Raw genomic sequence first — 24,193 nt, forward strand, 5'->3', positions numbered from 1 at the left:
CCTTGGGGTGTTTTTTGGGGGGGTTGTTTTTTGTTTATATTCGACTGGAGTAGACCGGTCGGGGGGCGGGGCCCGGGGGACTCTTGACCCCCGGGCCCCCTGACCGGACAGCGAGGGGTTGTCAGCCGGCGGAGGTGCGGAGCCGTCCGCTCAGTGACGTCAGCGCGCCCAGAGCCGCACCGAGGGCATCGAGCTCGCCGTCGGTGAGGGTGTGCAGCGCGCCCGCCACATGGCCTTCCTGGAGCAGCCGCGCCTCGGCGAGCCGTCCCCGGGCGGTGGCCGTGGGGTACAGGTGGGCGACCCGCTTGTCGGCCGTGTCCCGCCTGCGCTCCAGCAGCCCCGCCTCGGTGAGCTGGGAGACGAGGGCGCTGACGTTGTTCGGCTTCATCAGCAGCGCCTCGGCGGACTCCCGGACCGTGATGCCCGCACGTTCCTCGACGAGGAACAGCAGGGCGAGCTGGCCCTCCGGGAGCCGCGGATGCGGGAACTCGCGGCCGACGTGCCGCTCAAGACTCCGCTGCAGCACGGGCAGGACGGCCACGAGCGCGGAGGCTACGCGGTCGACGTCCTGGGAGGGTGCGGTGGAGTCGGGCATGCCCAGCAGTATAGGTATGTCGAGATACCTATGTCAAAGTACATAAATGTGCTGTGGGGCCGCCGCCGACCGGATCTCGGCGTCCGGGTGACCGGGAGGCTGACGCGGGGCATTTCGCCGTGATGGTATATCTGCAGTTGAGAGACCCGGCGCACGGTGAAGGCGGTCGAGAGAAGGACCATGGACAAGCCCACGCACTTGATCGAGTTCGAGACCATGCTGCTCGGGCGGCACATACAGCTGAGCGCACCCCGGCTGAGGCGGAACAACCAGAACCTGGACCGCAGCGCCTACACCCTGCTCAGCCGCATCCGGATGGAGGGGCCGATGTCCATCGGGCAGCTCAGCGACGCCTTCGGGCTGGACGCCTCCACCCTGAACAGGCAGACCGCCGCCATGCTGCGCGCCGGACTCGTCGAGCGCATCCCGGACCCCGACGGCGGGATCGCCCGCAAGTTCCGCATCACCGAGGAGGGCGGGCGCAGCCTCGACGCCGAGCGCTCCGCGAACGTCCACGGCCTGGAGAAGGTCCTGGCCGCGTGGGACCCGGAGGAGGTCGCCGCCTTCGCCGCGTACCTCAAGCGCTTCAACACCGACATCGAGCACCTCGACGGGCGCCCCTGGCCCCGCCCCTGAGCGCGCGGAACCCGCTTCGTCACACCCGTGTCCCGCTTGTCGCACCGGCGCAACAGTTCGCCGGATCGTCGTGCGGGGCGGACGGCTGCTCCTATGATCTGAGCGGCGTCCTGGAGACGGGGACCCGACGACGAGGGACTCGAAGATGGGGGACATCGACTCGTGAGGCAGCCAAGGCCGTTACACCGGTACGGCATGACGCTTCTGGCCCCGCTGGCGCTCCTGGCGGCCTGTTCGAGCGGGGGCGACAGCACCTCGGCCGACAGGAGGGCGGACGCCTCGCCAGCAGCGTTACCGGGCGAGGACACCGCGTCCCCGACTCCGGTCCTCGACGCCGATCCCGCCAAGCTCCCCAAGGACCGGGAGGCCGCGCTCGACCTCATCGGCCGGGTCATCGCGGACCCCGAGAGCTTCGGCCCGGGAGTGGTGAAGCGCAGCCCGTACGAGAGCGATCCGGCCACCTGGCCGGTCCTCGGCAGCGACTGCGCCTGGCACCAGGAGAAGCCCGCGAGCAACGTCCTCGCCACCCTCACCCGGTCCTTCGAACTGCCCGCCGCGCAGGGCAAGGGGCCGGTGCGGCTCTCGGCGGTCGTCACCGTCCACCGCACCCGTGACGACGCGCGGTGGGAGATGGCCGAGTCGATCGAGGAGACGATGCGCTGCCCCACCCAGCAGTTGCAGGAGGGTGAGCGGATCGGCTCGATGATCTCGGGCGCGATGCTGGGCGGGGAGGGCGGACAGTCCACGTCGGAGGACTCGCTGAGCGAGGTCGGTCAGTACACCAGCACCGAGCTGGGCGGCCCCCACACCTACGACTGGCAGCAGGCGCAGAGCCTGCAGTTCACCATGGCCGCGACGGGCAAGGGCGCCGAGGGGCGCACCGATGCGGAGATCTCCGGCCTGGTGGCCCAGGGGCTGAGCACCATGCTGGTGCGGATCGAGTCCGCCGTCGAGAAGCAGAGCTGAGGACATCCGATGGACGAGCTCCGGCCCACCGACCCCGCGCGCATCGGCGCCCACCGGCTGCTCGGACGCCTCGGCGCCGGCGGCATGGGGGTCGTCTACCTCGGCCGTACGGACGCGGGGGCGACCGCCGCGATCAAGGTGATCCTCCCTGAGTACGCCGGGGACGACGCGTTCAGGACCCGGTTCCGCCGCGAGGTCGAGGCCGCCCGCAAGGTGCGCAGCCCCTGGGCCGTCGCGGTCATCGATGCCGAGACCGAGGGCGAACGCCCCTGGCTGGCCACCGCGTTCGTCCCCGGCCCCTCGCTCGCCGAGGCGGTCGCCCGCTGCGGCCCACTGCCCCTGCGCGGCGTGCGGGTGCTCGGGAGGCTGCTCTCCCGCGCCCTGACCGCCGTACACGCGGCCGGACTCGTCCACCGGGACGTCAAGCCCGGCAACGTGCTGCTCACCGCCGACGGCCCCCGGCTCATCGACTTCGGGATCGCGCGGGCGGGGGACGCCACCGCGCTCACCGCCACCGGTCTCGTCGTCGGAACCCCCGGCTTCCTGTCACCGGAGCAGGCCTCCGGAGGCGTTACGGCGCCGGGGCCCGCGAGCGACGTGTTCTCCCTCGGCTGCCTCCTCGCGTACGCCGCCACCGGCCGGCCGCCCTACGGCAGCGGGGCCGTGGACGCGTTGCTGTACCGCACCGTGCACGACGAACCCGACCTCGACGGGATCGACGACGCCGAACTGCGCACCCTGCTCGCCGACTGCCTGGTCAAGAACCCCGCCGACCGGCCGACGGCGCGGCAGTTGGACGAGCGCATCGTCGAGGACGCCTCGCCCGGGTCCGTCGAGTGGCTGCCCGAGGACGTCGTACGGCTGATCGCGGACCGGTCCGCCGCGATGCTCACCCTGCCCGGCATCGAGCCCACCATCGCCGACGAGCCCGCGCACGCACCGCCGGGCAGACGCCGGTTCCTCTCGCTGGCGGCCGCCGGAGTGGTCGTCGTGGCGGGCGGCGGCGCCTTCGCCGCCTGGGAGGCGCTGCGCGACGACGAGGGCGCCGGCGCGGCGAAGTCCGGCGAACGCTCCTGGACCATCGGGGTGCAGGCCGATCTGTCCGGGGCACGGAAGGCGGCGGGCAAGGCCCAGGAGCGCGGGGTGCGCGTCGCGGTCGAGCGCTTCAACTCCCGTAAGGACAAGCCCTACACGCTTCAGGTCAAGGTGCTCGACGACGCAGGTGACCCCGCGCGCGCGGTGAGGGCCGCCGAGGAGTTCACCCGCGACCGTGACGTGCTCGCCGTCATCGGTCCGACCGGCGACGCGGAGACCGGCGCCGTCCTGGGCGTCTACGACGAGGCGATGCTGCCCGTGATCACGGTGTCGTCCCTGGCGGTCGCCTACGCCCCCCGGTCCAGGAAGTCCTTCTTCCAGGCGTCCCCTTCGTACCTCGTCCTGACCCAGCCGATCATCACCAGGCTCGTGCTGCGGCCCGACGTCGAACGCCTCGGCGTGCTGCTCGACCGCGCCGGGGGACCGGCCGCCTACACGGGTGGCTACGGCACCAACCTCATGACCCCGGTCCTCACCACCGGGACCACCTATCCGAGGGTCGTGCCGGCCGGCGTGCGGGATCTGGGGCCGGTCATCACCGACATGCTCGCCAACCGGAGCGACGCCCTCTTCTACGCCGGGGACGAGGCCGGTGCCGCGCGCGCCGCACGGGCACTCGCGGCCACCCCGTTCAAAGGGCCCAGGATGGCCATGCACACGGCCATGGGCCCCGGATTCATCGAGGAGGCGGGCGACGCGGCCACCGGGTGGGAGTTCACCGCCCCGTACACCGACGCGACCGCACCCGCCGCGAAGGAGTTCGCCGCCGCGCACCGCGAGACCTTCGGCTCCGCGCCCGCACACTGGGCCGCAGAGGCCTACGACGCGGCCGGGCTCGTCATCGACGCCCTCGCGGCCTTCCCGGAGCGGCCCTCACGCACCGCACTCGTGGCACGGATCGCCAAGTCGACGTACAAGGGGGTCTCCCGGACGTACGCCTTCGACGAGAAGCAGATCCTCGTGGGCAAGGACGCGTATCTGTACCGGGTCGAGAACGGCCGCTACCGCTTCGTCGGTCCGGCGCCGAAGACCGGGAGCTGACGTGCGGCCGCTCACCTCCGAGGACCCCCGGGCCGTCGGCGGGTTCCGCACACTGGTCAGGCTCGGGGCGGGCGGCATGGGCGTCGTGTACCTGGCGCGTTCGCCCGGCGGCGGACTGGCCGCCGTGAAGGTGATCCGCGCCGAACACGCCGCCGACCCCGGATTCCGCGCCCGTTTCCGGCGCGAGGCCGAGGCGGCCCGGCGGATCTCAGGACCCTGGGTGGTCCCCGTGACCGGCGCGGACACCGAGGCCCGTGAGCCGTGGCTCGCCACCGCGTTCGTCCCCGGCCCCTCGCTCGCCGAATCCGTCGACGCGCAGGGGCCGTTGCCCGCCGGCACCGTGCGGGCCCTCGGCGCCCGGCTGGCGGTCGCCCTCGCGGCGGTCCATGAGGCGGGTCTCGTCCACCGCGACGTCAAGCCCGGCAACGTGCTCCTGGCGCTCGACGGACCACGGCTCATCGACTTCGGCATCGCACGCCACGACGGGGCCACCGCCCTCACCGCGACCGGCGCGGTCATCGGCACACCCGGCTTCCTGGCCCCCGAACAGGCGTCGGCGGGAGAGTCGGGACCGGCCGGGGACGTCTTCTCGCTCGGCTGCGTCCTCGTGTACGCGGCGACCGGACAGCGCCCCTTCGGCCACGGCCCGGCCGCGGGCGTCCTCTTCCGGACCGTTCACGAGGACCCGGACCTGGACGGACTGCCCGGTGAACTGCTCGGCACCGTGACCGCCTGCCTGGCCAAGGACCCGGCGGACCGACCCACCGCCGCACAGGTCGCGGAGCGGCTCGCGGACCCGGGGGAGACGGCGTGGTGGGTCCCCGGACTCCCCGCGCTGATCGCCGAACGCTCCTCCGCCGCGCTCACCCTGCCGGACCCCGACCCCCTCCCCACGGTCGTCGACACGGCGCCCGCCCGGCAGCCCTCCCGGCGCCGCGTGCTCGCCGCCGGAGCCGCCGGGGCCGTCCTGCTGACCGGCGGCGGCACCGCCGCGTGGCTGGCGGGCCGGCGTACGGACGCGCCGGGCGGCCGGTCGCCCGCATCCGGCACCCGGCCCACGCACACCATCGGCCTGCACGCCGACATGAGCGGACCCGGCAGGGCCACCGGCCTCGCCCACCAGCGGGGCGCCCAGCTCGCCGTCGCGGCCCACAACGCGCGTACCGACGCGCCCTTCCGGCTGGCCCTGCGCACCGAGGACGACGCGGGGACCGCCGAAGGCGCCCTCCGGGTCGCCGGCCGGCTGGCCGCGGACCCGAAGGTGCTGGCCGTCGTGGGCCCCACCACGGACCGCACACCCGAAGCCGTCGCCACCCGCTACGGCGAGAGCCGCCTCGCCGCGGTCGTCGTCGCGGCCCGCTCCTTCACCGGCCTGGGCACCTCCCGGTCCGTGTGTGTGATCCGGCCGCTCGACAACGCGCTCCCCACGGGCCTGATCCACTACGTCGCCCACGTGAGGCCGGCCCGGCGGATCCACGTCGTCGAGGACGGGGCCGACCCGGCCGGCAGCTGGCCGATCACGGACGCGTTCCGTGGCGCCGCCCCGACCGGAGCCACCCTCACCGTGCACACCGTCGAGGCCGGCGACGGTTTCGGCCCCGCCGCCCGGTCGGCCGTCTCCGCCCGCGCGGACGCCGTCGTCTACGCGGGCGTGTCACCCACCCAGGGCGCCCGCTGCGCCCGCGCCCTGGCCGACGCCGGATTCACCGGGACACCACTGTCCACCGGCCCCGTCCTGGCTCCCGGCTTCCTCCGGGACGCCGGGGACGCCGGAGAGGGCTGGGTGTTCTCGGAGGCCTACACCGACCCCTCGGCCGCCCCGGCCGCCAAGGCGTTCACCGCGGCCCACCGCGCCCGGTTCGACGCCCCGCCCGCCCGCTGGTCCGCCGAGGCGTACGACGCGGTCGCCCTGATCGCCCGCGCCGCCGAGACGACCAGCGCGACGGGCGCGGAGCGTGGCGGCGTCACCCAGCGGCTGTTCCTGCTCGACCACCAGGGCATCAGCAGGCCCATCTCGTTCCGCGGCACCCGCCTGGTGCGGAGCGAAACGGGGATGTTCCTCTACCGGATCGAGGACGGCAGGGCCCGCTGGCTGGGGCCGTACGCGAAGGTCTGAAGTAGATCTACGGTCGCGCTTAAGAAATCCTCGATGGACCTGGAGGGCCGGGGTGCGGCACAGTCTCCGTGACGGCGGAAAAGGACCAGCGGGCCGTGCGCGGAGCCGATCCGAGCCACCCCCGTCCCGTCCGCCGTACCCCCAGTCACCCCGGGCCGCAGGCCGCCTTCGGCATGCCCCCGGCCCGGGGTGTCCACCCGGACCAGGTACAGGGAGCCGCAGCCGTGAAGGCACTCGTGAAGCAGAAGGCCGAGCCGGGACTCTGGCTGATGGACGTGCCGGAGCCCGAGATCGGCCCCGCAGACGTCCTGATCAAGGTCCTGCGCACCGGAATCTGCGGCACCGACCTCCACATCCGTGACTACGACGGCTGGGCGCGGCAGGCCGTCCGCACCCCGCTCGTCCTCGGCCACGAGTTCGTCGGCGAGGTCGCCGGCCTCGGCTCCGACGTCGTCGACATCAAGGTCGGCGACCTGGTCAGCGGCGAGGGCCACCTGGTCTGCGGGAAGTGCCGCAACTGCCTCGCCGGACGACGCCACCTCTGCCGCTCCACCCTCGGACTCGGCGTCGGCCGGGACGGGGCGTTCGCCGAATACCTGGCACTGCCCGCGTCGAACGTCTGGGTGCACCGGGACCAGGTCGACCTCGACGTCGCCGCGATCTTCGACCCGTTCGGCAACGCCGTGCACACCGCCCTGTCGTTCCCCCTGGTCGGCGAGGACGTCCTGATCACCGGCGCCGGCCCGATCGGCATCATGGCCGCCGCCGTCGCCCGACACGCCGGTGCCCGCAGCGTCGTCATCACCGACGTCAGCGAAGCCCGCCTGGAGCTGGCCAGGAAGGTCGGCGTCAGCCTCGCCCTGAACGTCGGCGAGGAGACCATCGCCGACGGCCAGCGCCACCTCGGCCTGCGCGAGGGCTTCGACATCGGCCTGGAGATGTCAGGCCGCCCCGAGGCGATGCGGGACATGATCGCGAACATGACGCACGGCGGCCGGATCGCGATGCTCGGACTCCCGGCCGGTGAGTTCCCCGTCGACTGGTCGCGCGTCGTGACCTCGATGCTCACGATCAAGGGCATCTACGGCCGTGAGATGTACGAGACTTGGTACGCCATGTCCGTGCTGCTGGAGGGCGGCCTCGACCTCGCCCCCGTGATCACCGGACGGTACGGATACCGCGACTTCGAGGCCGCGTTCGACGACGCCGCGAGCGGCCTCGGCGGCAAGGTCCTGCTCGACTGGTCCGCCTGACCCGCACCCCCGGCCCGTACCCACCTGGGAGACATCCTTCATGTTCGACTCCGTACGCGACGACCTGCGCACCACCCTCGACGAGATCCGCGACGCCGGACTCCAGAAGCCCGAGCGGGTCATCGGCACCCCGCAGTCCGCCACTGTCGGCGTCACCTCCGGGGGCCGCGCCGGCGAGGTCCTCAACTTCTGCGCCAACAACTACCTGGGCCTCGCCGACCACCCCGAGGTCGTCGCCGCCGCACACGAGGCACTCGACCGCTGGGGCTACGGCCTCGCGTCCGTCCGCTTCATCTGCGGCACCCAGGAGGTCCACAAGGAGCTGGAGCAGCGGCTCTCGGCCTTCCTCGGCCAGGAGGACACGATCCTCTACTCCTCCTGCTTCGACGCCAACGGCGGAGTCTTCGAGACCCTCCTCGGCCCCGAGGACGCGGTGATCTCCGACGCCCTCAACCACGCCTCCATCATCGACGGCATCCGCCTCTCCAAGGCGAAGCGCCACCGCTACGCCAACCGCGACATGGCCGACCTGGAGCAGCAGCTCAAGGAGGCCTCCGGGGCCCGCCGACGGCTCGTCGTCACCGACGGCGTCTTCTCCATGGACGGCTACGTCGCGCCGCTCGCCGAGATCTGCGACCTGGCCGACCGCTACGACGCCATGGTCATGGTCGACGACTCGCACGCCGTCGGCTTCGTCGGCCCCGGCGGCCGGGGCACCCCCGAGCTGCACGGCGTCATGGACCGCGTCGACATCATCACCGGCACGCTCGGCAAGGCGCTGGGCGGCGCGTCCGGCGGCTACGTCGCGGCGCGCGCCGAGATCGTCGCCCTGCTGCGCCAGCGCTCGCGCCCGTACCTGTTCTCCAACTCGCTCGCCCCGGTCATCGCCGCCGCCTCCCTCAAGGTCATCGACCTGCTGGAAGCCGCGGGCGACCTGCGCGAGCGGCTCGCCGCCAACACCGCGCTCTTCCGCTCCCGGATGACCCAGGAGGGCTTCGACATCCTGCCCGGCGACCACGCCATCGCCCCCGTCATGATCGGGGACGCGGCGAAGGCAGGCCGGATGGCGGAGCTGCTCCTGGAGCGCGGTGTGTACGTCATCGGGTTCTCGTACCCCGTCGTCCCGCAGGGCGCCGCGCGCATCCGCGTCCAGCTCTCCGCAGCGCACTCCACCGACGACGTCGACCGCGCCGTGGACGCGTTCGTCGACGCGCGGGCCGCCCTGGAGGCGCAGGACGCCGTCCTGGAGGTGTAGGCGCGGCCTTGGAGGCGTAGGGCCGTCTCACGATCTGGGACACTGGGCGCATGATCGATGCTCGGCGGCTGCGTATCCTCCGTGCGGTGGCGGACCACCGCACGGTGACCGCCGCAGCCGCCGCGCTCTACCTCACCCCGTCCGCGGTCTCCCAGCAGCTCGCCGCCCTGGAGCAGGAGACCGGCCACCGGCTGGTCGAGCGCGGCGCGCGGGGCGCCCGGCTCACCGCGGCGGGGGAGATCCTGCTGACCCACGCCAACGTGGTGCTCGCCCAGCTGGAGCGGGCCGAGGCGGAGCTCGCCGACTACGGCGCGGGCGTCGCGGGGACGGTCACCGTCGCCGCGTTCGCCACCGGCATCGGCCTCGTCCTCGCCCCCGCCATCGCCGAACTGACCCGCACCGCCCCCGGCATCCGGGTCCGGGTGCAGGACGCCGAGGGCGACGCGAGCGTGCCCATGGTGCTGGACCGGCAGGTCGATGTCGCGGTCGCCGTCGAATACCGTGGCGCGCCCGGTGACGACGACCGGCGGCTGACCCGGGTGCCGCTGTACTCCGAGCCCTTCGACGCGGTGCTGCCGGTCGGCCACCGCCTCGCGGGCCGGGAACACGTCGCCGTCGCCGATCTCGCGGGGGACCCGTGGATCGGCCCGTACCCCGGCAACCCCTGCCATGACGTGGTCGTCCTGGCCTGCGAGTACGCCGGATTCGCACCCCGCCTGGAGCACTCCTCGGACGACTTCCACGCGGTGGTCGCCCTGGCCGGCGCGGGCGCCGGGGTCGCGCTGGTCCCCCGCTCGGCGCTCCGCGGCACGGAGCTCGGGGGCGTCGTCGTACGCCCCGTGGAGGGCAGCGCCCCGACCCGGCGGGTGTTCGCCGCGGTACGGCAGGGAGCCGAGGGGCACCCGCTGATCAAGCCGGTGCTGGACGCGCTGGCGGCGGCGGCCGGACCGGCGTAGGGGCCGCGCCCCCGTCCTCGTGCGGGGGCTGTCGGACCCAGGCGCCCGGGCGCACGCGCCTCACCCCGCGCCGGCCACCCGCACGTCCGGGGCGAAGTGCGCGACCGCGGCGGCCGGCGCGTCCCGGTCGAGGTGGCGGACATTGACGGCCCGTGAGGCCCAGGGCCGCGTCGGCGGCGACGCCCGGTGCCGCACCGTGACCCGACAGCGGGCCCGCGTCCGGGCGGCGGGCGACCACCACTCGGGGGAGGCCCGCGGCCGAATGCCGGCGCCACAGGACGACGGCCGTGATGTCCTCCCAGGGAGCATGCGCCGTGGTCGCCAGGTGGCGCTCGGGCGACCCGCCGAGCAGCACCCCGGTCCCGTCCACCCGGAACGCCGCCTCGCGGCTCGTGGCCGTGAACGCCATGGGTACTCCGTCACCGCCGGACAGGACGAGCCCCGGGCTAGGGCGCGTCCGGGACCGCTTCCACGGCCGCCTCGGCGATCCTCACCGCCTCCCGCTCGCATCCGGAGGCCGGATGCCGCTCGCCGGCGAGGGTGACGTACACGACGAGGTTCGCCGTACGGACGGACAGGGCGCAGGAGCCGCCGACGGGCAAGGGCTCCCAGAACGCCTCGTCGGCGAAGGCGAGACCGGTCGCGGGGCGCCCGGACCGCACGCCGTCCGCGAAGTCCTCCCGCTGGACCTCCGTGGCGTTCTCGGAGCCCCTGGAACGGCGTAGATGCCAGCGGACGTCGGCGTGGGAGGCGACCTCCCAGCCGCTCGCCAGCAGCTCGTTCCTGTCGTACCAGTAGCAACGGGTCTCGGCCGAGGAAGAGCTGTCGCCGGTGGTGTCCAAGTCTTTCCGCCGTTCCGGCAGAGGCAGCCGTGCCGTCGCCTCGGCGCAGGTCGGCATCGTCAGGTACCGGTCCGGCGGCCCGGCGTCGTCGTCCCGGACGTACCACCAGGCCCCGGCGCCCAGCAGGCACAGGGCGACCGCGGCCGAGACCGTGGCCGGAATCCAGCGGCTCCGCCGCTGCGGGACCGGGGCGGACAGCTGGGTGACGACGGCGGTGGCGCCGCCCGGCGGCGGCAGGACCACCGTCCGTTCGGGATCGGGGCCCCCGGCCAGGAGCCCGTCGACGCCCGCTCGCTGTTCGGCGATCGCCGTCCGGACGGCCGGCGGCCACTGCCGGGTGACGGGCGCCGCCGGTCCCAGGGCGGCGAGGAGCTGCGCGGGGGTCGGGCGGGCAGCCGGGTCCTTCGCCAGGCAGGCGGCGACGAGACCGCGTAGTCCGGCCGGTACGGCGTCGAGCGCGGGCTCGGCGTGCACGACGGCGTAGAGCTCCTGGAGTGTCGAGGGCCCGGCGAACGGGCTCGTCCCGGTCGAGGCCAGTACCAGGACCGAGCCGAGCGAGAACACGTCGCTCGCCGGGGTGAGTTCCCGACCCTCCGCCTGCTCGGGCGACATGAACGCGGGGGAGCCGACGACCAGCCCGGTCCCGGTCAGCTCGGTGAGGTTCCCGCTCTCGGCGGCCCGCGCGATGCCGAAGTCGATGACCCGCACCCCGTCCTCCGACAGGAGGACGTTCTCCGGCTTCAGATCGCGGTGGATCAGCCCGGCCCGGTGGATCTCGTCCAGTGCCGTCACCAGGCCCACGGCGAGCCGCCGCACGGTCTCGGCGGGCAGCGTGCCCGAGCGCTCCACGGCCGCGCCCAGCGAGGGGCCGGCCACGAACACGGAGGCGAGCCAGGGCGTGGCCGCCTCCGTATCGGCGTCCAAAACGGCCGCCGTGCAGGCCCCGGACACCAGCCGCGACGCCTCGACCTCGCGCCGGAACCGGGCGCGGAAGCCCTCGTCGGCCGCGAGGCGGGCGTGCACCTGTTTCACGGCGGCGAGCCGCCCGTCCGGCGCGACGCCGAGGAACACCCGCCCCATGCCGCCCCGGCCCAGTTCGGTGAGGAGCCGGTAGGGGCCGGCCCGGCGCGGGTCCGTGGGACCGAGTGGGCGGGTCACCGGGCCTCCACCGCCGCCATGGCCTGCCGCCCGGTGTCCCCGGTGACGGTCTCACAGCGGCCCACCGGGTAGGCGGGGCCCTCGACCACCACGAAGATGTTCATGTTCCCGTCCCGTCCGCGCAGGACGCAGGACCGGCCGAGGTACTTCTCCCGGAGGGCCTCCTCGGCGAACCCGGGCGCGGAGTCGCGCGAGGTGACGCCGCGCCGGTAGAACTCCTCGTAGTGCTCCTTCGCCCGCTCGGCACCGGTCCGGCCCGCGGTGCTGTCGTACTGGTCCCACGTGATGTTGATCCGGTCCCCGGAGCGGGTGATCCACGTGCACTGTGTGGACCGCTGCCCGTTGTGCGGGGTGACGCGGCTCGGCGGGTCCAGGGTGCGCTCCGGGGCGAATCCCGTGGGTGTCCTCACCCGGGCGAACACGTGGTCGCAGGCGGGCAGCGCCCCGGTGTGCCGGTCGGCGACCTGGTCCAGCGGCACGTTCCCCGGCGTCGGGACGGGCTCCGGCACCGCCAGGTAGTACAGGTCCGCCGCCCAGCCCGTCGCCGCGCCCACCGCTCCGGCGACTGTGAGGACGCCGCCCGTGACGATCGTGGCGATCCACTGCCGACGGCGCCGGGACGCCGGTACGGGAGCGGACGGGGGCACGGACGGGGGAGCGGTGGCCGGTGCCGTACGGACGAGTCGGTCGACCTCCGCCCGCTGGGCTGCGATCAGGGCGTGCACGGCCTCCGGCCAGGGCCGGGCGGCGGCGGGCACGGACCCGAGGAGGGCCGACACCTCCTGCGGCGAGGGCCGCAGTGCCGGGTTCTTGACGAGGCAGGCGCCGATGAGTCCCCGCAGACCCCGCGGTACGCCCGTGAGGTCGGGCTCCTCGTGGACGACGGCGTGCAGGACCGCGGGGACCGAACCACCGTCGAAGGGCGGCCTTCCCATGCAGGCCACGGCCAGGGTGGCGCCGAGCGCGAACACGTCGGCGGCGGGCCCGGGGAGCCCTCCCTCGATCTGCTCGGGAGCCATGAAGGCGGGGGAGCCGATGAGGGCGCCGGTGTGGGTGATCCTGGTCGCGTGGTCGGCGGGTCGCGCGATGCCGAAGTCGATGACCCGCACCCCGTCCTCGGTGAGCAGGACGTTCGACGGCTTCAGGTCCCGGTGGACGAGCTCGGCCCGGTGGACGTCGGTCAGCGCCCGGGCGAGCCCGGCGGCGAGTCGCCGCACCGTCTCCTCGGGCAGGACGCCGACCGCACTCAGGGCCTCGCTCAGGGTGGGGCCGGGCAGGAACAGGGAAGCGAGCCAGGGTGCGGGGGCGTCCGCGTCGGCGTCGACAACCGGTGCCGTGTAGGCCCCGGAGACCCGGCGGGACGAATTCACCTCGCGCCGGAACCGGGCGCGGAAGCCCTCGTCGTCGGCGAGGTCGGCGTGCACGCGTTTGACGGCGACGAGCCGCCCGTCCGCAGCCGCCCCCAGCAGGACCCGGCCCATGCCGCCCTGGCCGAGCACGGCGATCGTCCTGAACGGCCCGACATGTGACGGATCGTCGAGTCCCACTGCCTGCATGCCGTCGCCCCCGAGAAGCTTGCCCGAACCAGGACGCGATCCTAAGCGGTGCCCCGCCGATCCTGTCAGGCTCGCGGGGCCCGTCACGCACGCTCGCCGCGCGGTCGTCGGTCGCCGACGCTCCGAGTCGGGGAGATCGCGCGGCGGCCGGCCGAGTACGAGGAGTGCGTGGAGGCCCTCCGGCACCGCAAGGCCGGGGCGGCGCCGCGTGCCCTTGGGCCGGCGGGCAACTCCTGCCCGGAGGAGAAAGCTTCCTGGTCGGAGGGCGTGACCGGCCCGGAGGGAGCGGCCCTGGGTGACGGTCGACCGGTCCACCTGAACCATCAGGCCGGCACGTCGTGAGTAACGCCGCGCCTCGGACGAACGAGAGCGGCCGGGGGCCGGTCGACGAAGACCAGCCTGTGTTTCGCGCCCGCTCCGACCGCACACCGACGCGGTCGGTCAAGCAGCCCGGTATCCTTCCGGGCCTGCCACGCCGGCCCCCCGACTCGCTGTCGGATCGGCGATCACAGCCCCTGAAAACCCGTGACCCGGCGCCGAACCGGCCCTGCGGGGCGGCACCCCGGATTACGCGACTTGCCCCGCAGCCGCTGCGGCGGCGGCAGACTTGATCACTGGTGGTGCCGGGCCACCGAGTACCGTCCCCAGGCAGCCTCGAACTCGTCCGTCCAGTCGAGGGCCTTGGGCGGCCGACAGTTGTCCGCCGGTACGTGCTCGACGAACTCGGCGGGTGTCTCCAGCGGTTGGTGCGTAAGGTACTCGCGGGAGTCGACCCGCCAGATCCAGACGCCGTCCGAGGTCAACGAGGGACCGCCCGGTGTTCTGGGTGGAGTGCTTCGAGCCGGATAGGGTGCCCCCGAAGTCACGCGTGAGGGGGATCGCGGTGGAGCGACGGAAGGTGGTCGGGATCGGGGTGGCGCTGGCTGCCGTTCCCGCCGTGTGGGCCCTGCGGTCGGTGGCGAACGAGGCCGAGGGGGACTGGCACACCGACACCGACACCGCACCGCTGGAGCGGGCGTTCCCGCTGTTGGGTCCGCTCACCGACGCCAAGTGGGTGAGCAGCCGGGACAACGACCGGGACATACCGTCGCCGGAGCTCGTGATCTCGGGCTTCGTCCGGCTGGCACCGGGGAAACTCGTCGAGCTCGCCGCGGCCCACACCTTCGTCTCCGAGGGGCCGGCCGAAGGCTTCTCCTCGTGGTTCGAGCAGCCGCTCGAGGGCGAGGGGCCGAAGAATCCGCGCTGGGTCCGGTCGCACGAACTCGACCGCGACGGCAGTAACTACTCCACCAACCTGTGGTTCGACCGTCGCAGCGACACCGTTCGATTCTGGGCACGCAACCCGTACGGCTGAAGGGCTGCCCCCTGCCGGCGGGTGTCTTCGCAGGTGCATCCGGTCCGCCGAGCGGATCCACCCCGCGCACTCACCGCCGAATCACCCCCGATGGGCGCAGTGCATGAACGGCACATAATCCAGCGATTCCGGATGAAGCAACCGGATGAAATGCCCTCTCGGGCCAGGTTTCCCGCCCGGGTGTCCATTTCGGTGCCGTCTCGGCATGCTGGGGCCGGGCCGCGAGGGTTGTTCGAAAGCCCCTCGACGTCACGCGGGCTGCAGCAGGTCCCAACGGTTGCCGTACAGGTCCTCGAAGACCGCGACCGAGCCGTACACCTCGTGCCTCGGCTCCTCAAGGAAGCGCACCCCCGCGGCCCGCATCCGCGCGTGGTCGCCCGCGAAGTCCTCCGTGTGCAGGAAGAATCCGACCCGGCCGCCCGTCTGCGCACCGACGCTCCCCGACTGGGCCGCGTCCTTGGCCCGGGCCAGCAGCAGCCCCGTGCCCTCCGTGCCGCGCGGACGCACGACGACCCAGCGCGAACCGTCACCCCGGTCGGTGTCCTCCACCAGCTCGAACCCGAGGGCGTCCGTGTAGAAGGAGAGGGCCTCGTCGTAGTCGTGGACGACCAGGGTGACCAGGGCGATGCGGGACATGGTGATCCTTCGGCACGGGGAGAGGACGACGAAGCGTCCGGCGAGGGCTGGTTATACGTAACACTACCCGGCACCGAACCAACACCGCCCGGTGCGCGCAGGGACACTGTGCGCGCCGGGGACAATGCCCTGCATGGACACGACCGATCTCACCGAGCTGACGGCCCGCGCCCGCCGCCTCGCCGTTCCCGGCACCCGCCGCGTCCTCGGCATCGCGGGAGCGCCCGGAGCCGGGAAGTCCACTCTGGCCGCCCGGCTCGTCGACTCCCTGGAGGGACGCGCGGCCCTCGTCCCGATGGACGGCTTCCACCTGGCCGGCGCCGAGCTGGACCGCCTCGGCCGGTCAGGCCGCAAGGGCGCCCCGGACACCTTCGACGCCGCCGGATACGTGGCCCTGCTCCGGCGGCTGCGGAACCCCGAGGGACCCGGTCCGGTGTACGCGCCGGCGTTCGACCGGAGCCTGGAGGAGCCGATCGCCGGGGCCGTGCCCGTCCCCGGCGACATCCCGCTCGTCGTGACCGAGGGCAACTACCTCCTCCTGGACGAGGATCCGTGGACGGCGGTGCGCGGACTGCTCGACGAGGTGTGGTTCCTCGACCCCGATCCGGGCCTCCGGGTGCGCAGGCTCGTGGAACGCCATGTGCGGTTCGGCAAGCCACGTCCGCAGGCCGAGGACTGGGTCGCCGTCTCCGACGAACCCAACGCCCGGCTGGTCGAGCGCGGCCGTGACCGGGCTGATCTCGTCGTACGGGTCGGCGACATGCCCTGAACCTGGTCGCGTCCGGCGGGCCGTACGGGCAGGATGCTGTGTGCCGCTCCGCCCTGCCAGGAGGTCCACATGCCCAGCCCCGGCCAGCCCGTACCCTTCACCGCCGACGACTACCGGGCCCGGATGGTCCGCGCGGCCGAATCGGCCGACGCCGCGGGGCTCGCGGGCGTCCTCGTGGCGCCGGGCCCCGACCTGGTCCACCTCACCGGCTACCGGCCGACCGCGGACACCGAGCGCCTCACCCTCCTCGTCCTGCGGGCCGGCCACGACCCCGTCCTCGTCGTCCCGGCCCTGGAGGCCCCGGACGCCGAACGCGCCACCGGAGCCCCCGCCCTCACCCTGCGGGACTGGACCGACGCCTCGGATCCGTACGCCCTGACCGCCGGACTGCTCGACGGCGAGGGGCGGTTCGGGGTCAGCGACAACACCTGGGCGCTGCACCTGCTCGCGCTGCAACAGCGCCTCCCCGACACCTCCTACGCCTCGCTGACCGCCGCCCTGCCGATGCTGCGCGCCGTCAAGGACGCGGCCGAGCTGGAGCGGCTCGCGGCGGCGGGGGCCGCCGCCGACGCCACGTACGACGAGATCGTCAAGGTCCGCTTCTCCGGCCGCAGGGAGACCGAGGTCGCCGCCGATCTGGCCGGCCTTCTGAGGGAGTTCGGCCACTCGCAGGTCGACTTCACCGTGGTCGGCTCCGGCCCGAACGGCGCCAGCCCGCACCACGAGGCCGGTGACCGGACCATCGAGCGGGGCGACATGGTCGTCCTCGACTTCGGCGGCCTGAAGCACGGTTACGGCTCGGACACCTCCCGCACGGTCCACGTCGGCGAACCCACCGCCGAGGAGCAGCGGGTGCACGACGTCGTACGGGAGGCACAGGAGGCGGGATGCCGCGCGGTGCGGCCCGGGGTGGCCTGCCAGGACATCGACCGGGCGGCGCGGGCAGTGATCACCGAGTTCGGCTACGGCGAGCGATTCATCCACCGCACCGGACACGGCATCGGCGTCACCACCCACGAACCGCCCTACATGATCGAGGGCGAGGAGCAGCCGCTGGTGCCCGGGATGTGCTTCTCGGTGGAGCCCGGTATCTATCTTCCGGGCCGCTTCGGCGTCCGCATCGAGGACATCGTCACGGTCACCGAGGACGGCGGCCGGCGGCTGAACACCACGTCGCGCGAGATGGCGATCGTGGACTAGCGAGGGCCACCGGTCCCGCGGCCCGCGGTCACGGAGGGCGGCGGGACCCTCAGTCCCGCGGTCACGGAAGCGGTGCAGCACGTCGTACGGGTAGGGCAGCGGGCGCGCACCCGCCTCGTCCAGGCGCGTCACCTGATCCGCGTCAGTTGCCGGCCGACCGCACCCGGACTGTCGGTCAGCCGCGGGGCCGTGCGGGCCCCGCCGATCGGCGCCGTCACCCCGGGCCGGCCCAGGAGCCGGCGCGGCGCGGCGCCACCTGCGCGGGGGCGCGCTCCGCCTCCTCGGCCACCCTGACCAGCGCCTCGACGACCCGACGGGTCTCCTCGTTGTCCCCCTCCCGCCAGGCCTCACGGCCCAGCTCCTCCTGGTGGCGGGCCTCACGGGTGCAGGGCGCCACGGCCGTCATGCCCCGCCGGTACTTCCCGGTTCAGCCGGCCGCCCCGAGGTAGCGCACCAGCCGCACGCACCCAGCCCCGCTCCTCCGCCCGCCCCCATCTGCCGGTCGGTCCAGCTCAGTCGTCGGCAAGCACCACGCACGACTCCGGCGGCAGGTGCAGCAGCCCGTCGCCGTCCGGTGCGTCGACCGGATCCCAGGCGGCCAGCACCCGGCCCCCGCCGGTGCGGTGCCGGCCGCCGCCCAGCGCGATGGTGGCCGGCTTCCCGGACAGGTTGACCGCGATCCGCAGATCGCCCCTGCGGAACGCCAGCCAGCGGGCCTCCTCGTCGTACGCCGTCCTGACCGAGGCCAGGTCGGGGTCCGAGAGGTCGGGCATGGCCCGGCGCAGCGTGATCAGCTCGCGGTACCAGGCATGGAGGCGGGCGTGCGGCTCGCGCGCGGGCTCGCTCCAGTCGAGGCAGGAACGGGCCCGGGTGCCGGGGTCCTGCGGATCGGGGATGTCCTCCTCGGCCCAGCCGTGCGCCGCGAACTCCCTTCGCCTGCCCTCGCGTACGGCCCGGGCGAGCGCCGGGTCGGTGTGGTCGGTGAAGAACTGCCAGGGGGTACGGGCGCCCCACTCCTCGCCCATGAAGAGCATCGGGGTGAAGGGACCGGTGAGCACGAGGGCCGCCGCGCAGGCCTGGAGCCCGGGGGAGAGGCCGGCGGCGAGCCGGTCGCCGAGCGCCCGGTTGCCGATCTGGTCGTGGGTCTGGGCGTACCCGACGAAGCGGTGGGCCGGGGTGCGGGTGACGTCGACGGGACGGCCGTGCGTACGGCCCCGGAAGGCGGAGTACGTCCCGTCGTGGAAGAACCCGCCGGTCACGGTCTTGGCCAGGGCGGCCAGCGGGGCGACGGCGAAATCGGCGTAGTAGCCCTGGGACTCACCGGTCAGCGCGGTGTGCAGGCAGTGGTGGAAGTCGTCGTTCCACTGGGCGTGCAGCCCGAGGCCGCCCTTTTCGCGTGGCGTGGTCGTACGCGGGTCGCAGAGGTCGGACTCGGCGATCAGGGAGAGCGGGCGGTCCACCTCCGCCGCGAGGGCGTCGACGGACGTGGAGAGCTCCTCCAGGAAGGTGAGCGCCCTGCCGTCGGCCAGCGCGTGGACGGCGTCCAGGCGCAGCCCGTCCAGCCGGTAGTCCCGCAGCCAGGCGAGCGCGCTGCCCAGGAGGTAGGCGCGCACCTCGTCCGAACCGGGGGCGTCGAGGTTGACCGCCGATCCCCACGGGGTGTGATGCGTGTCCGTGAAGTACGGGCCGAAGGCGGGGAGGTAGTTCCCGGACGGGCCGAGGTGGTTGTGGACCACGTCCAGGACGACCGCGAGACCCAGCCCGTGCGCGGCGTCGACGAAGCGCTTCAGGCCCGCCGGACCGCCGTACGGTTCGTGCACGGCCCACAGCGACACCCCCTCGTACCCCCACCCGTGCGTGCCGGGGAAGGGACAGACGGGCATCAGCGACACATGGGTGATGCCGAGCGCGACGAGATGCCCGAGGCGTTCGGCCGCGGCGTCGAAGGTGCCCGCGTCCGTGAACGTACCGATGTGCAGCTCGTACAGGACGGCGCCCGGCAGTCCGCGCCCCGTCCACGGGTTGCGCCAGGCGTACGCCGTCTGGTCCACGACCGCGCTCTCGCCGTCGGGGCCGTCCGGCTGCCGGCGCGAACGCGGGTCGGGGAGCATGGGGCCGCCGTCGAGCGCGAAGCCGTAGCGGTCACCGTCGGCCGCCTCCGCCTCGGCCGTCCACCAGCCCTCCCGCAGCGGATCGCGCACCATCGGCCGGTGCCCGTCCGCCGTCCGCAGCACGGCCGAACCGGCCTCCGGCGCCCACACCTCGAACTGCATCCACCACTCCTCGTCCATGAACCGGAAGCCCGTCAACGGGCCCATGCCCGGCGGAAGTCGCACTCGGGGCCCCCGAAGACTGGAGCGGCCCGCTACTGGCGATTAGGGTCTGGTCCTGATCATTGCCCTACCGGGTTCTGCTCATACGTAGCGAAGCCGGGCAGTAATCCAAGGTCCCCCTTACGGCTGCTGGAGTCCTAGATGACCGTGCCGACCTTCCCACCCGGTTTCCTCTGGGGAGCCTCCGCCTCCGCCTTCCAGACCGAAGGGGCGATCGACGCCGACGGCAAGGGGCCCTCCGGCTGGGACGCCTTCGCCGCACAGCCGGGCCGGATCAAGGACGGCACCGACACCACCCGGGGCACCGGCTTCCACGAGCACTACCGCGAGGACGTCGCCCTCCTCGCCGGACTCGGCGCGGACGCCTTCCGCTTCTCCGTCAGCTGGCCCCGGGTCGTCCCCGGCGGCAGCGGCGCGCTCAACCCCGCCGGACTGGACTTCTACGACCGGCTCGTCGACGAACTCTGCGCCCACGGCATCACACCGGCCCCCACCCTCTACCACTGGGACACCCCGCTCCCGCTGGACGAGGCGGGCGGCTGGCTCAACCGGGACACCGCCTACCGCTTCGCCGAGTACGCGGGCATCGTCGCGGAGCGCCTCGCCGACCGGGTGCCGATGTGGATCACCATCAACGAACCGGCCGAGGTGACGATGCTCGGCTACGCACTCGGCGAGCACGCACCGGGCCGCGCCCTCCTCTTCGACGCGCTGCCCGCCGCCCACCACCAGCTGCTCGCCCACGGCCTGGCCGTGCGGGCGCTGCGCGCCGCCGGCGCCGACAACATCGGCATGGCGCTCTCCCACAGCCCCGTCTGGACGGCCGGGGACACCGAGGAGGACCGGCAGGGCGCGGAGCTCTACGACCTCCTGACCAACTGGCTGTTCGCCGACCCGGTCCTGAACGGCCGCTACCCCGACGAGGGCTTCGCCGCCCTGATGCCGGGACCGGTCGAGGACGACCTGAAGGTGATCTCCACCCCACTCGACTGGTACGGCGTCAACTACTACAACCCCACCCTCGTCGGCGCACCGAGACCCGAAGCCCTCGGCTCCTTCTCCGGCTACACGATGCCCGCCGAACTCCCCTTCGGGATTCGGGAGATCGAGGGCTACGAGACGACCGACTTCGGCTGGCCCGTCGTCCCCGAGGGCCTCTCCGAGACGCTCGTCGGGCTGAAGGACCGCTTCGGCGACCGGCTGCCGCCCGTCTACATCACGGAGAACGGCTGCGCGGTCGACGAGCCCGTCGCCGACGGCCGCCGCATCGCCTACCTGGAAGGACACCTGGAGGCACTGCGGACGGCCATCGACGCGGGCGTCGACGTGCGCGGCTACTTCACCTGGTCACTCACCGACAACGTGGAGTGGACCGAAGGCGCCAGCAAGCGCTTCGGCCTCGTCCACATCGACTACGAGACCCTGCGGCGCACCCCGAAGGACTCGTACGCCTGGTACCGCGACGTGATCCGCGCCCAGCGGACCGGCGGCACGGACTGACGGGCGCTCACGGCACCGGCGGCACGGACTGACGGGCGCTCACACGCTCACACGAGGTGGACGCGCTCCTGCACGATGCGGTGACCGGCGCGGGCGAACGCGCGGGCCATCGGCGTGTTGCCCCGGTCGGTCGCACCCGCGATCGAGGTCGCGCCCCGCTCGGCGAGGAAGTGCGTGCTCTCGATCAGCAGGTCGTAGCCGTAGCCGTGACCACGGGCCTCCGGGACGACCCCGATGAAGCCGACGCACGGCCCGCCCGGATTCCGGGCGGGCACGTGGATCCCGGCCAGGGCACCGTCCGGGGTGTACGCCAGCTGCCACCAGGAGCGCGGCGAGGGGCACCAGTGGAAGAAGTCGAGCTCCTCCCGGGCGGCCTGCTCCAGACCGCCCGGACCCTCGACGGCCCGCCGGGCATGGGCGTCCAGCGTCACGGTATGGACGCGGCGCAGGACCTCCAGGATCACCTCGTCGTCCGGCTCCGGCCGGAAGACCAGCCGGCCGGGCCGCTCGGGCAGACCGTCAGCGGGCGTCCACTCGTAGCGGTAGCGCTCGACCAGCAGCTCCAGGCCGGCCGCCTCCGCCGCGGCGACCCGGGCCGCGGCGGCGGCCCGCACCTCGGGCAGCTCCCGCCAGCCGGCCGGCACGATCAGCTCGTACTCGACGGACCACGGTGCCCGGCGCAGCAGTTCGGCACCGGCCGCGTCCTCGCCCGGGGCGAAGTCGAAGTAGTTGAACAGCACGGGCTCGGTGTCCTGGGGCCCGCCCCACCAGGCGGCCCTGGCGACGACGACGCCGTCGCGCAGCGCGACCCAGGTCCACTCGGGGCGGTACTCACCGCCGTCCCGCACGGTGGCGTAGCGGTGGCCGAACGCGCCACGGCCCACCAGGCAGGGGTCCTGCAGGGAATCAAAGAGATGTGCGTCGCTCTGGGTGAGCGCGCGAATGACCGTATCGGTCATGGGTGTGTCCTCCGGGACTCGTGACAAGAAGCGTGGCGCTCCCGGTCAGACCGAGTCCGACACCGCCCTGCGGACGGAACGGGAGCGCGGGAAGCATGCGGAACGCATCTCTCTCGCCTCCTTCCGGGTCCGGGGCCTGGCTGTCACACCGACCCTACGGCCTCCGGATCCGGCCGTCCACCGAATAATCCCGGGCCGGGAGGGACCGGCCGCCGCATGACGTACCGAGCCGGCCGGCCCGCTCGAAGCCGAGCGGACCGGCCGGCCCCGTGTACGCGATTCAGTCCCACACCATGTCGAACGAGCGCTCGAAGTTGACGTACCCCAGGCGTGCGAACGACTTCGCCATCGGGACGTTGCCCAGATCGGTCGAGGCCCTGATCCGCTCCACGCCCTGCGCGGCGAGCACCCTGGTGCCCTCGGTGAGGATGTCGTCGATGTAGCCGTTGCCCCGGTGCGCGGGCAGCACCCCGATGTACGCGATCATCGGGTGGTAGTTGTTGCGTGCGGGGACGACGAAACCGACCGGCGAACCGTCCGGCAGTTCCGCTATCCGCCACCACTCCTGAGGCGTCGACAGGTCCGCGAACTCCTCCTCGTACTGCTTCTCCGCCGCCTCGCGGGCGGTGAGCCCCGACGCCAGGTCCGCCTGACCGTGCGCGTCCAGGGTGCCCTCCATCACCGGGGCCATCAGAGCGACCAGGTCCTCACGGCCGGTGACCGGACGGAACGCCAGCCGGCCCGAGTCCCCTGGCACGGGTGTGCCCGCACGCCACTCCAGGCGCAGCCGCTCGACCAGCAGCCGGGCGCCGTTCGCCTCCATCACCCGCATCCGGGCCTCGACGACCTCGCGCGCCGCCGGGTCCTCACGCCAGTCGGGCGGGATGAACCGGCCGTACTCGGGCCGCTCCGCCCCGGCGGGCAGGACCGTGGCGCTCGCCGTCTCCAGCAGCCGGAGCCCGATCGCGCCGCGCTCCGGCTCCGGCAGCGTGTCGTCCAGGTCGAAGAAGTCCAGCAGCTGCGGCGCGGAGCCTTCCTGGCCCGTCCACCAGGCGAGACGGGCCACGACCCGGTCACCGAGCAGCGCCACCCACATCCACTCCGGGCGACGGCGGCCGGTGGCCAGGTCGTCCGCCAGCTCGTGGTCCAGGACGTAGGAAAGACGGCAGAAGAGACCCAGTTCGTCCGCTCCGGCGAGCGGACGAACGGTCAGTTCCGTTGGTGCAGGGGTCACGAAGGCTCCTAGGTGCCATGGGTGCCGGCAAGGGCCGACGGCGGGCGACCCTAACAACACGGCGCTTCCGGCCGCTCGGAATTACGCGCTGCCGCGCAGGTCAGGAGGGGCGAAAGCGCAGTTGTTCTGGACACCCCGGCCCTGTCGGGCCGACAATCGCACTGTGACGTCCTCCTTCGAGTCCCACACGTACCCCGCGCGGCCGTCCGACGCCCAGCGCGACCGTGTCCTCGGTGTGCTCAGAGACGGCGCGGCGCAGGGAAAGCTCTCCCACGACACGTTCCTGCGACGTATGGAACTGGCCCTGACGGCCCGGCGCTCCGAGGAGCTGGCGGCGCTCACCTCCGACCTGGAGAGCCGGGGACGCTGGTCCCGCCGGCTGTACCGCGCGGTGGGCGGCGTCTCCGCCTTTCCCGCGGGGGTGCGAAGGGCCTGGCAGTCCGAACGGCTGCCCAGGCTCCTGCTGCCCGTGCCCGGGCCGCACCCGCTGCGCATCGGCCGCGACCCGGGCAACGGACTGCGGCTCAGCCATGAGACGGTGTCCCGGCTGCACGCCGAGCTGACCGCGCACGGCAGCCGATGGATCCTGCGCGACCTCGGCTCGACCAACGGCACCTGCGTCAACGGCCAGCGGGTCATCGGCGCCGCCGCGGTCCGCGACGGCGACCAGGTGAGCTTCGGCCGGATGGTCTTCCGGCTCTCCGCACCCCTCCCGGCGCCCCCGGCCTGAGCGGCCCCG

The 24,193-nt window shown here is 73.4% G+C and carries 22 protein-coding genes; 13 read left to right on the forward strand and 9 right to left on the reverse strand.

All coding sequences use genetic code 11. The features are described 5' to 3' along the window. Positions 1 to 121 precede the first annotated feature (121 nt). Complete coding sequence (locus ACFWVP_RS18985; protein WP_384498009.1) at positions 122 to 595, reverse strand: MarR family winged helix-turn-helix transcriptional regulator; 474 nt, start codon at positions 593 to 595, stop codon at positions 122 to 124. A gap of 180 nt (positions 596 to 775) precedes the next feature. Between ACFWVP_RS18985 and ACFWVP_RS18990 the strand changes: the two genes are divergently transcribed. From ACFWVP_RS18990 to ACFWVP_RS19020, 7 genes are all read left to right on the forward strand, one after another. After that, complete coding sequence (locus ACFWVP_RS18990; RefSeq protein ID WP_384498010.1) at positions 776 to 1,231, forward strand: MarR family winged helix-turn-helix transcriptional regulator; 456 nt, start codon at positions 776 to 778, stop codon at positions 1,229 to 1,231. Positions 1,232 to 1,426: 195 nt separating this feature from the next. After that, positions 1,427 to 2,197, forward strand: coding sequence for a hypothetical protein (locus ACFWVP_RS18995; protein ID WP_384498012.1), 771 nt, complete (start codon positions 1,427 to 1,429; stop codon positions 2,195 to 2,197). 9 nt (positions 2,198 to 2,206) lie between these two features. Beyond that, positions 2,207 to 4,333, forward strand: coding sequence for a bifunctional serine/threonine-protein kinase/ABC transporter substrate-binding protein (locus tag ACFWVP_RS19000; RefSeq protein ID WP_384498013.1), 2,127 nt, complete (start codon positions 2,207 to 2,209; stop codon positions 4,331 to 4,333). Between the two features lies 1 nt (position 4,334). Further along, entirely contained in the window at positions 4,335 to 6,449 is a 2,115-nt protein-coding gene (locus ACFWVP_RS19005; RefSeq protein WP_384498015.1) for a bifunctional serine/threonine-protein kinase/ABC transporter substrate-binding protein, read from the forward strand. Positions 6,450 to 6,673: 224 nt separating this feature from the next. Next, entirely contained in the window at positions 6,674 to 7,702 is a 1,029-nt protein-coding gene (gene tdh / locus ACFWVP_RS19010; protein WP_384498017.1) for an L-threonine 3-dehydrogenase, read from the forward strand. Positions 7,703 to 7,742: 40 nt separating this feature from the next. After that, complete coding sequence (locus tag ACFWVP_RS19015; protein ID WP_384498018.1) at positions 7,743 to 8,957, forward strand: glycine C-acetyltransferase; 1,215 nt, start codon at positions 7,743 to 7,745, stop codon at positions 8,955 to 8,957. Positions 8,958 to 9,007: 50 nt separating this feature from the next. Then, entirely contained in the window at positions 9,008 to 9,913 is a 906-nt protein-coding gene (locus ACFWVP_RS19020; protein ID WP_384498019.1) for a LysR family transcriptional regulator, read from the forward strand. A gap of 446 nt (positions 9,914 to 10,359) precedes the next feature. Here ACFWVP_RS19020 and ACFWVP_RS19025 read toward each other — a convergent pair whose 3' ends face one another. Next, complete coding sequence (locus ACFWVP_RS19025) at positions 10,360 to 11,913, reverse strand: serine/threonine-protein kinase (protein ID WP_384498021.1); 1,554 nt, start codon at positions 11,911 to 11,913, stop codon at positions 10,360 to 10,362. Continuing rightward, positions 11,910 to 13,469 (reverse strand): serine/threonine-protein kinase, encoded by a 1,560-nt coding sequence (locus tag ACFWVP_RS19030; protein ID WP_384498022.1) that lies wholly within the window; start codon positions 13,467 to 13,469, stop codon positions 11,910 to 11,912. Before ACFWVP_RS19030 ends, ACFWVP_RS19025 begins: the two co-directional genes overlap by 4 nt. A 168-nt stretch (positions 13,470 to 13,637) precedes the next feature. Between ACFWVP_RS19030 and ACFWVP_RS19035 the strand changes: the two genes are divergently transcribed. Continuing rightward, positions 13,638 to 13,811: a hypothetical protein gene (locus ACFWVP_RS19035; RefSeq protein ID WP_384498024.1), complete on the forward strand. Its 174-nt coding sequence runs from the start codon at positions 13,638 to 13,640 to the stop codon at positions 13,809 to 13,811. Between the two features lie 269 nt (positions 13,812 to 14,080). Here ACFWVP_RS19035 and ACFWVP_RS19040 read toward each other — a convergent pair whose 3' ends face one another. Beyond that, complete coding sequence (locus tag ACFWVP_RS19040) at positions 14,081 to 14,272, reverse strand: hypothetical protein (RefSeq protein ID WP_384498025.1); 192 nt, start codon at positions 14,270 to 14,272, stop codon at positions 14,081 to 14,083. Between the two features lie 80 nt (positions 14,273 to 14,352). Between ACFWVP_RS19040 and ACFWVP_RS19045 the strand changes: the two genes are divergently transcribed. Next, positions 14,353 to 14,823: a hypothetical protein gene (locus ACFWVP_RS19045; protein ID WP_384498026.1), complete on the forward strand. Its 471-nt coding sequence runs from the start codon at positions 14,353 to 14,355 to the stop codon at positions 14,821 to 14,823. Positions 14,824 to 15,072: 249 nt separating this feature from the next. Here the strand turns inward: ACFWVP_RS19045 and ACFWVP_RS19050 are convergent, their stop codons facing one another. Beyond that, positions 15,073 to 15,459: a VOC family protein gene (locus ACFWVP_RS19050; RefSeq protein WP_384498028.1), complete on the reverse strand. Its 387-nt coding sequence runs from the start codon at positions 15,457 to 15,459 to the stop codon at positions 15,073 to 15,075. Positions 15,460 to 15,592: 133 nt separating this feature from the next. On the opposite strand from ACFWVP_RS19050, the gene ACFWVP_RS19055 reads away from it, so the two are divergent. Both ACFWVP_RS19055 and ACFWVP_RS19060 read left to right on the forward strand, forming a co-directional pair. Further along, positions 15,593 to 16,228, forward strand: a complete 636-nt coding sequence (locus tag ACFWVP_RS19055; protein ID WP_384498030.1) for a nucleoside/nucleotide kinase family protein — start codon at positions 15,593 to 15,595, stop codon at positions 16,226 to 16,228. Between the two features lie 69 nt (positions 16,229 to 16,297). Then, on the forward strand, positions 16,298 to 17,428 hold the full coding sequence (locus ACFWVP_RS19060; RefSeq protein ID WP_384498032.1) for an aminopeptidase P family protein: 1,131 nt from the start codon (positions 16,298 to 16,300) through the stop codon (positions 17,426 to 17,428). A 214-nt stretch (positions 17,429 to 17,642) separates the two neighbouring features. On the opposite strand, the gene ACFWVP_RS19065 is transcribed toward ACFWVP_RS19060, so the two are convergent. Beyond that, entirely contained in the window at positions 17,643 to 17,834 is a 192-nt protein-coding gene (locus tag ACFWVP_RS19065; protein WP_384498033.1) for a hypothetical protein, read from the reverse strand. A gap of 106 nt (positions 17,835 to 17,940) precedes the next feature. Next, positions 17,941 to 19,701, reverse strand: a complete 1,761-nt coding sequence (treZ, locus tag ACFWVP_RS19070; protein ID WP_384498099.1) for a malto-oligosyltrehalose trehalohydrolase — start codon at positions 19,699 to 19,701, stop codon at positions 17,941 to 17,943. A 201-nt stretch (positions 19,702 to 19,902) separates the two neighbouring features. Between treZ and ACFWVP_RS19075 the strand changes: the two genes are divergently transcribed. Then, the gene (locus tag ACFWVP_RS19075; RefSeq protein WP_384498034.1) at positions 19,903 to 21,261 is read left to right on the forward strand and encodes a GH1 family beta-glucosidase; all 1,359 of its coding nucleotides are present in this window, start codon (positions 19,903 to 19,905) and stop codon (positions 21,259 to 21,261) included. A gap of 47 nt (positions 21,262 to 21,308) precedes the next feature. Here the strand turns inward: ACFWVP_RS19075 and ACFWVP_RS19080 are convergent, their stop codons facing one another. Together ACFWVP_RS19080 and ACFWVP_RS19085 are read right to left on the reverse strand one after the other, a co-directional pair. Then, positions 21,309 to 22,220, reverse strand: coding sequence for a GNAT family N-acetyltransferase (locus ACFWVP_RS19080; protein WP_384498036.1), 912 nt, complete (start codon positions 22,218 to 22,220; stop codon positions 21,309 to 21,311). 280 nt (positions 22,221 to 22,500) lie between these two features. Continuing rightward, positions 22,501 to 23,454 carry a GNAT family N-acetyltransferase gene (locus ACFWVP_RS19085; protein WP_384498037.1) on the reverse strand — a complete coding sequence of 318 codons (954 nt, stop codon included), beginning with the start codon at positions 23,452 to 23,454 and terminating at the stop codon, positions 22,501 to 22,503. Between the two features lie 163 nt (positions 23,455 to 23,617). On the opposite strand from ACFWVP_RS19085, the gene ACFWVP_RS19090 reads away from it, so the two are divergent. Next, the gene (locus ACFWVP_RS19090) at positions 23,618 to 24,184 is read left to right on the forward strand and encodes an FHA domain-containing protein (protein WP_384498039.1); all 567 of its coding nucleotides are present in this window, start codon (positions 23,618 to 23,620) and stop codon (positions 24,182 to 24,184) included. Positions 24,185 to 24,193: the final 9 nt, after the last annotated feature.

Source organism: Streptomyces sp. NPDC058637, from assembly GCF_042717325.1.
Classification (GTDB): domain Bacteria; phylum Actinomycetota; class Actinomycetes; order Streptomycetales; family Streptomycetaceae; genus Streptomyces.

Coding starts and splice junctions, on each gene's coding strand:
- ACFWVP_RS18990 (WP_384498010.1), top strand. CDS start 776: ATGGACAAGCCCACGCACTTGATCGAGTTCGAGACCATGCTGCTCGGG.
- ACFWVP_RS18985 (WP_384498009.1), bottom strand. CDS start 595: ATGCCCGACTCCACCGCACCCTCCCAGGACGTCGACCGCGTAGCCTCC.
- ACFWVP_RS19065 (WP_384498033.1), bottom strand. CDS start 17,834: ATGACGGCCGTGGCGCCCTGCACCCGTGAGGCCCGCCACCAGGAGGAG.
- ACFWVP_RS19075 (WP_384498034.1), top strand. CDS start 19,903: ATGACCGTGCCGACCTTCCCACCCGGTTTCCTCTGGGGAGCCTCCGCC.
- ACFWVP_RS19050 (WP_384498028.1), bottom strand. CDS start 15,459: ATGTCCCGCATCGCCCTGGTCACCCTGGTCGTCCACGACTACGACGAG.
- ACFWVP_RS18995 (WP_384498012.1), top strand. CDS start 1,427: ATGACGCTTCTGGCCCCGCTGGCGCTCCTGGCGGCCTGTTCGAGCGGG.
- ACFWVP_RS19055 (WP_384498030.1), top strand. CDS start 15,593: ATGGACACGACCGATCTCACCGAGCTGACGGCCCGCGCCCGCCGCCTC.
- treZ (WP_384498099.1), bottom strand. CDS start 19,701: ATGCAGTTCGAGGTGTGGGCGCCGGAGGCCGGTTCGGCCGTGCTGCGG.
- ACFWVP_RS19000 (WP_384498013.1), top strand. CDS start 2,207: ATGGACGAGCTCCGGCCCACCGACCCCGCGCGCATCGGCGCCCACCGG.
- ACFWVP_RS19020 (WP_384498019.1), top strand. CDS start 9,008: ATGATCGATGCTCGGCGGCTGCGTATCCTCCGTGCGGTGGCGGACCAC.
- ACFWVP_RS19060 (WP_384498032.1), top strand. CDS start 16,298: ATGCCCAGCCCCGGCCAGCCCGTACCCTTCACCGCCGACGACTACCGG.
- ACFWVP_RS19030 (WP_384498022.1), bottom strand. CDS start 13,469: ATGCAGGCAGTGGGACTCGACGATCCGTCACATGTCGGGCCGTTCAGG.
- ACFWVP_RS19015 (WP_384498018.1), top strand. CDS start 7,743: ATGTTCGACTCCGTACGCGACGACCTGCGCACCACCCTCGACGAGATC.
- ACFWVP_RS19080 (WP_384498036.1), bottom strand. CDS start 22,220: ATGACCGATACGGTCATTCGCGCGCTCACCCAGAGCGACGCACATCTC.